Genomic DNA, 13,571 nt, shown 5'->3' on the forward strand with positions numbered 1-13,571 from the left:
GGTCAAACCAGATCTCATATTTACAAATGTAAGTCTGAAATCTGGTTTGCCTTCTGATACGACTGCAGAAGACAAGTTTGGTCGGGCATAACAATTTATATTGTTTTGCTGTCCGCCAGAGGCTGGTAGAGGCCAGCCGCCAAATCTTTGCTCAGTCGCTGCCATCGGAGATGAAATGAACTATAGCTTCACCGAACGCAAGCGCATCCGTAAGAGTTTTGCTAAGCGACCCAATAATCACCAGGTTCCATACCTGCTTACAACCCAGCTCGAGTCCTATGCCAAATTTTTGCAGGCTGATAAACCTGCAACTGCAAGAGCGAACGAAGGACTTCAGTCTGCATTTACGTCAATATTCCCGATCGTATCTAACAATGGATATGCGCGCATGGAATATGTTTCGTATCAATTATCGCCACCACCATTTGACGTCAAAGAGTGTCAACAGCGTGGCTTGACCTATCACTCCGCCTTGCGCGCCAAAGTTCGCTTAATCATTAATGACCGTGAAGCGCCGCACAAGGTAAAAGAGGTTAAAGAGCAAGAAGTCTACATGGGTGAAATCCCTTTGATGACCGATACCGGCTCATTTGTGATCAACGGCACCGAGCGCGTGATCGTTTCTCAGTTGCATCGTTCACCCGGTGTATTTTTTGAACATGACAAAGGCAAAACTCATAGCTCAGGGAAGCTTTTGTTCTCCGCGCGCATTATTCCTTATCGTGGATCGTGGTTGGATTTTGAGTTCGACCCTAAAGATATTTTGTACTTCCGGGTAGACCGTCGGCGTAAGATGCCGGTCACCATTTTGCTCAAAGCGATTGGCTTAAACAATGAGCAAATTTTGGCGAACTTCTTTAATTTTGACCACTTCACACTCTCGCAATCCGGCGCATCGATGGAATTTGTCCCAGAGCGTTTGCGTGGTGAAGTTGCTCGATTTGATATTGTGGACAAGAACGGCGTTGTAGTTGTTCAAAAAGACAAGCGCATCAATGCAAAGCATATTCGTGAGCTTGAGGCTGCTAAAACCAAAATTATTACCGTCCCGGATGATTCTTTAATTGGTCGTGTGGTCGCTAAAAATATTGTCGATCCGGATTCTGGCGAAGTATTAGCAAGCGCGAATGACGAGATTACCGAAGACCTGTTGGCCAAACTTCGTGAAAGTGGCATCAAGCAATTTGAGACCATTTATACCAATGACTTAGATTGCGGTGCTTATATCTCGCAGACCTTGCGCATGGATGAGACAGTTGATCAAACCGCTGCTCGCATTGCCATTTACCGCATGATGCGTCCTGGTGAGCCGCCCACCGAAGATGCTGTTGAGGCTTTGTTCCAACGCTTGTTCTACAGCGAAGACTCTTATGACCTCTCGCGAGTTGGTCGCATGAAGGTCAATAGTCGTTTGGGTCGCAGCGATATGGAAGGCCCCATGGTGCTCTCGAATGAAGACATCATGGATACCATCAAGATTTTGGTTGATCTGCGTAATGGTAAGGGCGAGGTTGACGATATCGATCACCTTGGTAATCGTCGTGTCCGCTGTGTTGGTGAATTGGCAGAAAATCAGTTTCGTGCCGGTTTATCGCGTGTTGAGCGCGCTGTTAAAGAGCGCCTTGGTCAGGCCGAGACCGAGAATTTGATGCCTCATGATTTAATCAACAGCAAACCAATTTCCTCGGCAATTCGTGAATTCTTTGGCTCATCGCAGCTATCGCAATTTATGGATCAAACTAATCCATTGTCTGAGATTACCCATAAGCGCCGTATCTCAGCATTGGGACCGGGTGGATTAACACGTGAGCGTGCCGGCTTTGAGGTACGCGACGTGCATCCAACTCATTATGGCCGTGTTTGCCCAATTGAAACCCCAGAGGGACCAAACATTGGGTTGATTAACTCACTCGCTCTATTTGCTCGATTAAATGAGCATGGTTTTCTTGAGACGCCATACCGTAAGGTAAGCAATGGCAAGGTAACCGATCAAGTGGAATATTTGTCGGCGATTGAAGAAGCGAAGTACACGATTGCTCAGGCGAATGCGACCATCGATAAAAACGGTAAGTTAGCGGATGAATTGGTTTCTGCACGCCAAGCGGGCGAGACCATGATGGTTGGACCAGAGCGTATTGATTACATTGATGTCGCACCAAGCCAAATCGTTTCTGCGGCAGCTTCCCTCGTGCCATTCTTGGAGCATGACGATGCAAACCGCGCATTGATGGGTGCAAACATGCAGCGTCAAGCGGTTCCTTGTTTGCGTCCTGATAAGCCACTGGTTGGAACGGGCCTCGAGCGCATTGTGGCTTTGGACTCAGGCACTGTTGTGATGGCAACGCGTGGTGGTGTGGTTGATTATGTGGATGCAAACCGCATCGTGATTCGCGTGAATGATGATGAGACCGCAGCCGGTGAAGTGGGTGTGGATATTTATAACCTCACTAAATACACTCGCTCGAATCAAAATACCAACATTAATCAACGTCCAATCGTACAAGTGGGCGATCATGTCAAACGTGGTGATGTGGTTGCGGACGGTGCCTCAACCGATTTAGGTGAATTGGCTTTGGGTCAAAATATGACCGTCGCCTTTATGCCTTGGAACGGTTATAACTTCGAAGACTCTATTTTGATTTCTGAGAAGGTTGTGGCGGATGATCGCTATACCTCGATTCATATTGAGGAGCTATCGGTTGTAGCGCGAGATACCAAGCTGGGCTCGGAAGAGATTTCAAGAGATATTTCCAATTTGGCCGAATCGCAATTGGCGCGCCTCGATGAAAGCGGTATTGTCTACATCGGTGCTGAAGTTGAGGCTGGCGACGTATTGGTCGGTAAGGTAACGCCAAAAGGCGAGACCACCTTAACTCCAGAAGAGAAGCTATTACGCGCAATCTTTGGTGAAAAAGCCTCTGACGTTAAAGATACTTCCCTGCGTGTACCATCGGGCATGAGCGGAACTGTTATCGACGTTCAGGTATTTACCCGCGAGGGTATCGAGCGTGATGCACGTGCTCAATCGATTATTGCTGAAGAGCTCCAACGCTATCGTTTAGATCTGAATGATCAGTTGCGTATTGTTGAGGGCGATGCGTTTGATCGTTTGCAAAAATTACTCTTAAACAAAACTGCGAATGGCGGCCCTAAGAAATTGGCCAAAGGTAGCAAGATTACGAAAGAGTATTTGTCGGAATTGGATCGTTATCACTGGTTTGATATTCGTCCAGCTGATGAGGAGGTAGCAACCCAAATCGAAGCCATTAAAGCCTCGATTGAGGCAAAGCGTAAGCAGTTTGATGCAGCGTTTGAGGAAAAGCGGAAGAAGCTGACCCAAGGCGATGAATTGCCTCCAGGCGTTACCAAGATGGTTAAGGTGTATTTGGCGGTTAAGCGCCGCTTGCAGCCTGGCGACAAGATGGCAGGACGTCATGGCAATAAGGGTGTTGTATCCAAGATTGTTCCAGTCGAAGATATGCCATATATGGCCGATGGTCGTTCGGTTGATATCGTGCTGAATCCCTTGGGCGTCCCATCACGGATGAACGTTGGTCAGATTTTGGAAACTCACTTGGGTTGGGCTGCGCAGGGAATTGGTAAGCGCATTGATGCCATGCTCAAAGAGCAAGCCAAGGTAGCCGATCTCAGGAAGTTCTTTAAGACTCTCTATAACGAGACTGGTCGTCAAGAAAACATTGATGAGTTTAGTGATGAGCAGATTCTGGAGCTTGCGAGCAATCTGAAGAATGGCTTGCCATTTGCAACCCCTGTTTTTGATGGGGCTACAGAAAACGAGATTGGCAAGATGCTGGAGTTTGCTTATCCCGATGATCAAGCTAAGAGCTTGCACATGACTCCCTCGCGTCAGCAAATCACCTTGTATGACGGGCGAACTGGTGATGCTTTTGAGCGCCCAGTCACCGTTGGTGTGATGCATGTCTTGAAATTGCACCATTTAGTGGATGACAAGATGCATGCTCGCTCAACTGGTCCGTACTCCTTGGTCACCCAGCAACCTCTGGGCGGAAAAGCCCAGTTTGGTGGACAGCGCTTTGGTGAGATGGAAGTTTGGGCCCTAGAAGCGTATGGCGCCTCCTATGTCTTGCAAGAGATGCTCACTGTGAAGTCTGACGACGTCACTGGCCGAACCAAAGTTTATGAAAACATCGTCAAGGGTGAGCACACGATTGATGCTGGCATGCCCGAATCGTTCAACGTTCTGGTGAAGGAAATCCGATCGTTGGGTATTGACATTGACATGGAGCGTAACTGATATGAAAGCATTGCTCGATCTATTTAAGCAAACCTCTGGCGAGGAGCAATTTGATGCTATCAAAATTGGCTTAGCCTCTCCCGAGAAGATTCGTTCGTGGTCTTTCGGAGAAGTTCGTAAGCCTGAGACGATTAATTACCGTACCTTCAAACCAGAGAGAGACGGCCTTTTTTGTGCCAAGATCTTTGGACCCATTAAAGACTATGAGTGCTTGTGTGGTAAGTACAAGCGTCTCAAATTCCGCGGTGTTATTTGTGAAAAGTGCGGCGTCGAGGTCACACTGGCCAAGGTGCGCCGTGAGCGCATGGGGCATATTGAACTCGCTGCCCCGGTTGCGCATATTTGGTTTTTGAAGTCCTTGCCATCCCGTTTGGGAATGGTATTAGACATGACCTTGCGTGATATTGAGCGCGTTCTGTACTTTGAAGCATATGTCGTTGTTGATCCAGGCTTAACGCCTGAGGGCGCGATGAAGCGCGGTCAAATTATGTCCGAGGATGAGTACAACGCTAAGGTCGAAGAATTTGGCGAGGGCGCCTTTACTGCCATTATGGGGGCCGAAGGTATTCGGGAGCTATTGCGCACCATCAATATTGATCGTGAGGTTGAATCGATTCGTTCAGAGTTGAAGGCAACCGGCAGCGACGCTAAGATTAAAAAGTACGCCAAGCGTCTCAAGGTACTAGAGGCCTTCCAAAGTTCGGGCATCAAGCCTGATTGGATGATCATGGAGGTCTTGCCAGTATTGCCTCCTGAGTTGCGTCCATTGGTGCCATTGGATGGCGGTCGTTTTGCAACCTCCGATTTGAACGATCTGTATCGTCGCGTTATTAATCGTAATAATCGTCTACGCCGCCTTTTGGAGTTGCGCGCCCCCGAGATTATCGTTCGTAACGAAAAACGCATGTTGCAAGAAGCGGTTGACTCCTTATTGGATAACGGTCGTCGCGGTAAGGCAATGACGGGTGCGAATAAGCGTCCGTTGAAGTCGCTTGCTGAGATGATTAAAGGTAAGAGCGGTCGTTTCCGTCAAAACTTATTAGGTAAGCGTGTTGACTACTCCGGTCGTTCGGTGATCGTAGTGGGCCCAACGCTGAAATTGCATCAGTGCGGTCTGCCAAAATTGATGGCATTGGAGTTATTCAAGCCATTTATTTTTAATAAGCTTGAGACACTCGGCATTGCAACCACCATTAAGGCCGCCAAGAAAGAGGTCGAAAGCCAAACCCCAATCGTTTGGGATATTTTGGAAGAGGTCATTCGGGAACATCCGATTCTGTTAAATCGTGCGCCGACCTTGCATCGTCTTGGTATTCAAGCGTTTGAACCGATGTTAATTGAGGGCAAAGCAATTCAGTTGCACCCCCTGGTATGCGCTGCGTTCAATGCTGACTTTGACGGCGACCAAATGGCTGTTCACGTCCCGCTCTCTCTCGAGGCGCAAATGGAAGCCCGCACCTTAATGTTGGCCTCTAACAATGTGCTTTTCCCTGCGAACGGCGAGCCATCCATTGTTCCGTCCCAAGACGTAGTGCTAGGTTTATATTACGCGACGCGCGATAAGATTAACGGTAAGGGCGAAGGCATGGTATTTGCCAATATTCCAGAAGTGATTCGGGCGTATGAGGCTGGAACTGTTGAGCTTGCATCGCGGATTGCGGTACGCGTCACTGAGTATGAAGTAGTGAACAAAAATGCCGAGGGCGATGAGCGCTTTGTTGCCAAGACATCGGTTCAGCATACGTCGGTAGGCCGGGCAATTTTGTCTGAGATTTTGCCAAAAGGTATGGCATTTGCGGAAATTAATAAGCCGCTGAAGAAAAAAGAAATCTCACGGCTGATTAATACTTCCTTCCGGAAGTGCGGCTTGCGTGAAACCGTTATTTTTGCCGACCGTTTGTTGCAGGCAGGTTTCCGTTTGGCAACCAAGGCAGGTATTTCGATTGCGATCGATGACATGCTGATTCCAAGCTCGAAAGACGGAATCATTAACGAAGCTGCCGGCAAAGTGAAAGAGTATGACAAGCAATTTATGTCAGGCTTGGTAACCAATCAAGAGCGTTACAACAACGTGGTTGATATTTGGGGTGCCGCTGGTGATCAGGTTGGCAAGGCGATGATGGACGAGTTGTCGCATGTTGATGTAACTGATCGCAACGGCAAGCCGGTACGCCAGGAGTCCTTCAACTCCATTTACATGATGGCTGATTCTGGAGCGCGTGGTTCAGCAGCACAGATTCGTCAGCTTGCTGGTATGCGAGGCTTGATGGCGAAGCCCGATGGCTCAATCATTGAAACACCGATTACAGCGAACTTCCGTGAAGGCTTGAATGTGTTGCAGTACTTCATTTCCACCCACGGTGCTCGTAAGGGCCTCGCAGATACTGCGTTGAAGACTGCAAACTCTGGCTACTTGACGCGTCGTTTGTGCGATGTGACGCAAGATCTGGTTGTGGTTGAAGAAGATTGTGGCGCAAGTAATGGTGTAACGATGCGTGCCCTAGTGGAAGGTGGCGAAATTATTGAAGCCCTGCGCGATCGCATTTTAGGCCGCGTATGCATTGGCGATATCTTGCATCCAGACACTCAAGAGGTCATTGTTCCCCACGATACCTTGCTAGAAGAAGATCATGTCGATCAAATCGTTGATTTAGGTATTGATGAAGTCAAGGTTCGTACTGTTCTAACCTGTGAGACGCGCTATGGACTATGTGCTAAGTGCTATGGACGTGATCTAGGTCGTGGCGGTCTCGTTAACGTGGGTGAGGCAGTTGGAGTAATCGCGGCTCAGTCGATTGGTGAGCCCGGTACCCAGTTAACGATGCGTACTTTCCACATTGGTGGAGCCGCATCACGTGCATTGGTTGCAAGTAATGTTGAGGTGAAGTCAAACGGTTCATTGAAGTTCTCCTCCACTATGCGATTTGTAACGAATGCGAAGGGCGAGCCAGTGGTGATATCTCGTTCAGGCGAGGCCTTGGTCTTGGATGACAACGGTCGCGAGCGCGAGCGTCACAAGATTCCGTACGGAGCGACCTTGCTCGTGAAGGAAGGCGCAAGCGTAAAAGCCGGTACCAGTATTGCAACCTGGGATCCTTTAACTCGCCCAATTATTTCTGAGTATGCAGGCATTGCACGCTTTGAGAATGTTGAAGAGGGCGTCACCGTTGCCAAGCAAGTTGATGAAGTCACCGGCTTATCAACCTTGGTGGTGATCGATGGTAAGCGCCGTTCAGCAGCAAGCAAAGGTTTGCGTCCTGTAATCCAGTTACTCGATGAGCAGGGAAATCAAACCAAGATTGCTGGTACTGATCATCCCGTAACGATCGGTCTTCAGGTCGGCGCATTGATCACCGTAAAAGATGGTCAGAAGATCGAAGTTGGTGAGGTGTTGGCGCGTATTCCAATTGAGTCGCAGAAGACTCGCGACATTACCGGTGGCTTGCCACGAGTTGCTGAATTATTTGAAGCCCGTTCACCCAAAGATGCGGCGATTTTGGCCAAGGTAACTGGAACAGTTTCGTTCGGTAAGGAAACCAAAGGTAAGCAGCGTTTGGTGATTACTGATATGGATGGTGAAAGCAGCGAGTTCCTCATTCCAAAAGAGAAGCAGGTTCTGGTTCATGACGGCCAAGTCGTGAACAAGGGCGAGATGATTGTGGAGGGTCCAGCAGATCCACACGATATTTTGCATCTCAAGGGAATCGAAGAGTTAGCGATCTACATCGTTGATGAGGTGCAAGACGTTTATCGACTGCAAGGCGTAAAGATTAATGACAAGCACATTGAAGTAATCGTGCGTCAAATGTTGCGTCGTGTTCAGATCACCAATCCTGGCGACACCAACTTCATTACTGGTGAGCAAGTGGAGCGTTCCAAGCTTTATGACGAAAACGATCGTGTGATTGCTGAAGGCAAGCAACCTGCTCAGTTCGAAAACATTCTGCTCGGAATTACCAAGGCATCCTTGTCAACCGACAGCTTTATTTCAGCGGCATCCTTCCAAGAAACCACTCGTGTATTAACAGAAGCTGCCATTATGGGCAAAGTTGATACCTTGAGAGGCCTCAAGGAAAACGTCATTATTGGGCGTTTGATTCCTGCCGGAACTGGCTTGGCCTATCGTCGTGCTAGAAAAGTACGTGAGCAATTTGAGCGCGATCGTGCTCAGATGATTGCAGCCGAGGAGGCTTTAGCGTTGGAGGCTGGCGCCGTAGCGGAGCAAGTTGAGGCTGCAGCAACGCCTGAAGGTGAGGCCGAACAAAGTTAGGGGTTGTAATTCAACACATTGACCAGTCTTTCTCCTGGAAGTTGACGGGAAGGGCTGGTCAAGTTAGAATGCTGAGTTCTACTAATTCATAAGAAAATCAATTACTTAAGAAAATAGCAGGTTAATTTTATAAGTTATTGATTTTAAAGATAAAAGTAATAAGCGAGTATAAATTTATGCCAACAATTAATCAGCTGCTGCGAAAGCCGCGCTCACGTCTAGTGGTTAAGAGCAAAAGCCCAGCGTTGCAGAATAGCCCCCAGCGCCGCGGTGTTTGCACCCGTGTTTACACGACGACGCCAAAAAAGCCAAATTCGGCATTGCGTAAAGTGGCAAAGGTGCGCTTAACCAATGGTTTTGAGGTGATCTCATATATCGGCGGTGAAGGCCATAACCTTCAGGAGCACTCGGTTGTGCTGATTCGTGGTGGTCGTGTGAAGGATTTGCCTGGTGTGCGCTATCACATTGTTCGCGGATCTCTTGACTTGCAGGGCGTTAAAGATCGTAAGCAAGCTCGTTCTAAGTATGGCGCAAAGCGTGCTAAGAAAGCGTAATTTGAAGTAGTAGTTTTGTAGTAAAGGCCATTTTGGCAAGTAAGTGGTTACTTCGCTTTGTTTGCAAAGTTGTTAGGTAACCAAGGGAATGTTCCCTAACTGAATAGATAGGAGTTGTTATGCCGCGTCGTCGCGAAGTCCCGAAACGGGAAATTCTTCCTGACCCAAAATTTGGGAATGTGGAAGTAGCTAAGTTCATGAACGTCTTAATGCTTGACGGTAAAAAGTCCGTTGCAGAGCGCATCGTCTATGGTGCCTTTGAACACATTGAGAAAAAAGCCAATAAAGAGCCCCTCGAGATTTTCTCGACCGCGATGGGAAATGTAAAACCCATGGTTGAGGTCAAAAGTCGCCGGGTTGGTGGCGCTAACTATCAGGTGCCCGTTGAAGTTCGTCCATCGCGTCGATCTGCCTTGGCAATGCGCTGGCTAAGAGAGGCTGCCAAGAAGCGTGGTGAAAAGTCTATGGCACAGCGTTTGGCAAACGAATTACTAGAAGCCGCTGAAGGTCGTGGCGGCGCAATGAAGAAGCGTGAAGAGGTTCATCGTATGGCTGAAGCCAACAAAGCCTTCTCGCATTTCCGTTTCTAACGCTCTAACCGAAAGAGGAAAAAGTGGCACGTAAAACCCCCATTGAGCGCTATCGAAATATTGGTATCTCTGCACACATCGATGCTGGCAAAACAACCACAACCGAGCGCGTGTTGTTTTATACCGGCGTAAATCACAAAATCGGCGAAGTTCATGATGGCGCTGCCACGATGGACTGGATGGAGCAAGAGCAAGAGCGAGGGATTACCATCACCTCAGCTGCTACCACCGCTTTCTGGAAAGGTATGGCTGGTAATTATCCAGAGCATCGCATCAACATCATTGATACACCAGGACACGTTGACTTCACGATTGAAGTGGAGCGCTCAATGCGTGTATTGGATGGTGCTTGCATGGTTTACTGTGCGGTGGGCGGTGTTCAGCCACAGTCTGAGACCGTTTGGCGCCAAGCAAATAAATACAAAGTGCCACGTTTAGCCTTTGTGAACAAAATGGATCGTACCGGTGCTAACTTCTTTAAGGTCTACGACCAGATGAGATCGCGCCTAAAGGCAAACCCGATTCCAATTCAGGTTCCAATTGGTGCCGAGGAAAACTTCCAGGGCGTGATTGACTTAATCAAGATGAAAGCCATCATTTGGGATGATGCTTCTCAGGGAACTAAGTTTGAGTACGGTGATATCCCTGCTGAATTGAAAGAAATCGCTGAAGAGTGGCGCGAGAAAATGCTTGAGGCTGCGGCTGAGAGCTCTGAGGAAATGATGGACAAGTACCTTGGCGGCGAAACTCTGACAGAGGAAGACATCAAGAAGGCACTCCGTCAACGGACCATCGCTGGTGAAATCGTTCCCATGCTTTGTGGCAGCGCTTTCAAAAATAAAGGCGTCCAAGCAATGTTGGATGCGGTTGTTGATTTCTTGCCCTCACCCGTTGATATTCCTCCGGTCAAAGGCGAAAAAGAAGACGGTAGTGAAACCAGTCGTAAAGCCAGTGATGATGAAAAGTTCTCGGCACTTGCATTTAAGATCATGACTGATCCCTTTGTGGGCCAGTTGATTTTCTTCCGCGTCTACTCTGGCGTTGTGAATTCTGGTGACACGATTTATAACCCCATCAAGGGCAAAAAAGAGCGTATCGGTCGTCTACTGCAGATGCATGCCAATCAGCGCGAAGAAATTAAAGAAGTTCGTGCTGGCGACATTGCCGCAGCGGTTGGTTTAAAAGAAGCCACCACTGGTGAAACTCTTTGCGACCCAGATAATATTTTGATCTTAGAGCGCATGGTGTTCCCAGAGCCCGTGATCTCTCAGGCCGTTGAGCCAAAAACGAAGGCTGACCAAGAGAAGATGGGCTTAGCGCTCAATCGCCTTGCACAAGAAGATCCATCATTCCGCGTCAAGACCGATGAAGAATCTGGTCAGACGATTATTTCTGGAATGGGCGAGCTACACCTTGAGATTATTGTTGATCGCATGAAGCGCGAGTTCGGCGTTGAGGCAACGGTTGGTAAACCACAAGTTGCTTATCGTGAAACCATTCGTAAGGTTTGCGACGAAATCGAAGGCAAATTTGTTAAGCAATCTGGTGGCCGTGGTCAATATGGTCATGTGGTATTGAAACTTGAGCCACAAGACCCAGGTAAGGGCTTTGAGTTTGTTGATGCGATCAAGGGTGGAGTTGTTCCTCGTGAATACATTCCTGCGGTTGAAAAGGGTATCGTGGAGACGCTCAATGCCGGAGTCCTTGCTGGCTACCCAGTGGTTGACGTAAAGGCAACCCTGTTCTTTGGTTCCTATCACGATGTTGACTCGAATGAGAATGCATTCAAAATGGCGGCGTCGATGGCATTCAAAGACGGTATGCGTAAAGCAAGCCCAGTTCTACTTGAGCCAATGATGGCGGTAGAAGTTGAAACGCCAGAAGATTTCATGGGTAATGTGATGGGTGATTTATCTTCTCGTCGCGGCATCATGCAAGGCATGGATGATATCCCTGGTGGCGGCAAGATTGTGCGCGCTGAGGTTCCCCTTGCAGAAATGTTTGGATATTCAACCGGCTTGCGCTCACTAACCCAAGGTCGCGCGACCTACACCATGGAATTTAAGCATTATTCAGAAGCACCGAAGAACGTGGCTGATGCTGTGATTGCAGCAAAAGCAAAGTAAATTTTTGAACATTGATTAGCTAAATAAAAGGCACCCAAAATGGCAAAAGAAAAATTTGAACGGACTAAACCCCATGTGAACGTTGGCACCATTGGTCACGTCGACCACGGTAAGACCACGCTAACCGCGGCAATCACCACCGTGCTCTCCAAGCTCTTTGGTGGCGAAGCAAAAGCCTACGATCAGATCGATGCGGCCCCTGAAGAGAAGGCCCGTGGTATTACGATTAATACCGCCCACGTCGAGTACGAGACCAAGAACCGTCACTACGCGCACGTCGATTGCCCAGGTCACGCCGACTATGTGAAGAACATGATTACTGGTGCTGCCCAGATGGACGGCGCTATTTTGGTGGTCTCGGCAGCCGATGGCCCCATGCCCCAAACCCGTGAGCACATCCTCTTGGCCCGCCAAGTAGGCGTGCCTTACATCATCGTGTTTATGAACAAATGCGATATGGTCGACGACGCTGAACTCTTAGAGCTCGTGGAGATGGAAGTGCGTGAGCTGCTCTCCAAGTATGAGTTCCCAGGCGACGATACCCCCATTGTCAAGGGCTCTGCCAAGCTCGCCTTAGAAGGCGACAAGGGTGAGTTGGGCGAAGGCGCCATCATGAAGCTTGCTGAAGCTTTAGATAGCTATATCCCCAATCCTGAGCGTGCGATTGATGGCGCATTCTTGATGCCAGTCGAAGACGTGTTCTCGATCTCTGGTCGTGGCACGGTGGTGACCGGTCGTGTTGAGCGCGGCATTATTAAAGTCGGTGAAGAGATTGAGATCGTCGGTATTAAGCCCACCCTCAAAACCACCTGCACTGGCGTAGAGATGTTCCGTAAACTGCTCGATCAAGGTCAAGCAGGTGATAACGTCGGTATCCTCTTGCGCGGCACCAAGCGCGAGGAAGTCGAGCGTGGCCAAGTATTAGCTAAGCCCGGCTCGATTACCCCCCACACCCACTTTACTGCTGAGGTTTATGTGTTGTCCAAAGATGAGGGCGGTCGTCACACCCCCTTCTTTAACAACTACCGCCCTCAGTTTTACTTCCGTACCACCGATGTCACCGGCTCAATTGAGTTGCCTAAGGACAAAGAGATGGTGATGCCTGGCGATAACGTCACCATCACCGTAAAGCTTATTGCCCCCATCGCGATGGAAGAGGGCTTGCGCTTTGCAATCCGTGAAGGCGGTCGTACCGTCGGTGCGGGTGTGGTTGCGAAGATTTTGGCTTAATTGTTTTGCACGATTGGGAATATTTGTGCTGCAGATATTCCCTTGTTCTTTAGTTGGATGATTAACGCGGCAGCACCGCACTGCTCTTTGGAATAAATATGCAAAACCAGAAAATTAGAATTCGTTTGAAAGCGTTTGATTATCGATTGATCGATCAATCTGCTGCTGAGATTGTAGATACTGCAAAGCGCACTGGCGCTGTTGTCAAGGGCCCAATTCCTTTGCCAACCCGTATTGAGCGTTTTGATTTGTTGCGCTCGCCCCATGTGAACAAGACTTCACGCGATCAAATGGAGATCCGCACCCATTTACGTTTGATGGACATTGTGGATCCAACTGAGAAAACGGTGGACGCCCTGATGAAGTTGGATTTGCCTGCCGGCGTGGATGTTGAAATCAAGTTGCAGTAAGGTAGATTGCGCAAAAGTTTGTTAGTTTTGCCTTTTTAGGCTAGAATTGAAGGCTTTTCGTAGTTTTGAAAAGCTAGGTTTGTAGTACATAAATTGTAAGTGCTTGTTTTATATA

The 13,571-nt window shown here is 48.6% G+C and carries 7 protein-coding genes; all 7 read left to right on the forward strand.

The window, feature by feature from the left end:
* Positions 1–175 precede the first annotated feature (175 nt).
* A complete protein-coding gene (gene rpoB, locus QUE62_RS00230) occupies positions 176–4,276 on the forward strand; it encodes a DNA-directed RNA polymerase subunit beta (RefSeq protein WP_286223770.1) in 4,101 nt (1,366 codons plus the stop codon).
* A 1-nt stretch (position 4,277) separates the two neighbouring features.
* On the forward strand, positions 4,278–8,546 hold the full coding sequence (gene rpoC / locus QUE62_RS00235) for a DNA-directed RNA polymerase subunit beta' (RefSeq protein ID WP_286223771.1): 4,269 nt from the start codon (positions 4,278–4,280) through the stop codon (positions 8,544–8,546).
* Between the two features lie 176 nt (positions 8,547–8,722).
* Complete coding sequence (gene rpsL / locus QUE62_RS00240) at positions 8,723–9,100, forward strand: 30S ribosomal protein S12 (protein WP_286223772.1); 378 nt, start codon at positions 8,723–8,725, stop codon at positions 9,098–9,100.
* A gap of 119 nt (positions 9,101–9,219) precedes the next feature.
* Positions 9,220–9,690, forward strand: coding sequence for a 30S ribosomal protein S7 (gene rpsG / locus QUE62_RS00245; RefSeq protein ID WP_108507579.1), 471 nt, complete (start codon positions 9,220–9,222; stop codon positions 9,688–9,690).
* A 23-nt stretch (positions 9,691–9,713) separates the two neighbouring features.
* Entirely contained in the window at positions 9,714–11,816 is a 2,103-nt protein-coding gene (gene fusA / locus QUE62_RS00250; protein WP_286223773.1) for an elongation factor G, read from the forward strand.
* A 39-nt stretch (positions 11,817–11,855) separates the two neighbouring features.
* Positions 11,856–13,046, forward strand: coding sequence for an elongation factor Tu (tuf, locus tag QUE62_RS00255; protein WP_286223765.1), 1,191 nt, complete (start codon positions 11,856–11,858; stop codon positions 13,044–13,046).
* 98 nt (positions 13,047–13,144) lie between these two features.
* A complete protein-coding gene (gene rpsJ, locus QUE62_RS00260) occupies positions 13,145–13,456 on the forward strand; it encodes a 30S ribosomal protein S10 (RefSeq protein WP_108507581.1) in 312 nt (103 codons plus the stop codon).
* The last annotated feature ends 115 nt before the right edge of the window (positions 13,457–13,571 follow it).

Origin of the sequence: Polynucleobacter sp. HIN9, from assembly GCF_030297635.1 — a bacterium.
GTDB lineage: Bacteria > Pseudomonadota > Gammaproteobacteria > Burkholderiales > Burkholderiaceae > Polynucleobacter.

Bases quoted from the DNA above. Each gene is read 5' to 3' on its own strand.
- rpoC (WP_286223771.1), top strand. From the start codon at position 4,278: ATGAAAGCATTGCTCGATCTATTTAAGCAAACCTCTGGCGAGGAGCAA.
- rpsL (WP_286223772.1), top strand. From the start codon at position 8,723: ATGCCAACAATTAATCAGCTGCTGCGAAAGCCGCGCTCACGTCTAGTG.
- rpoB (WP_286223770.1), top strand. From the start codon at position 176: ATGAACTATAGCTTCACCGAACGCAAGCGCATCCGTAAGAGTTTTGCT.
- tuf (WP_286223765.1), top strand. From the start codon at position 11,856: ATGGCAAAAGAAAAATTTGAACGGACTAAACCCCATGTGAACGTTGGC.
- rpsG (WP_108507579.1), top strand. From the start codon at position 9,220: ATGCCGCGTCGTCGCGAAGTCCCGAAACGGGAAATTCTTCCTGACCCA.
- rpsJ (WP_108507581.1), top strand. From the start codon at position 13,145: ATGCAAAACCAGAAAATTAGAATTCGTTTGAAAGCGTTTGATTATCGA.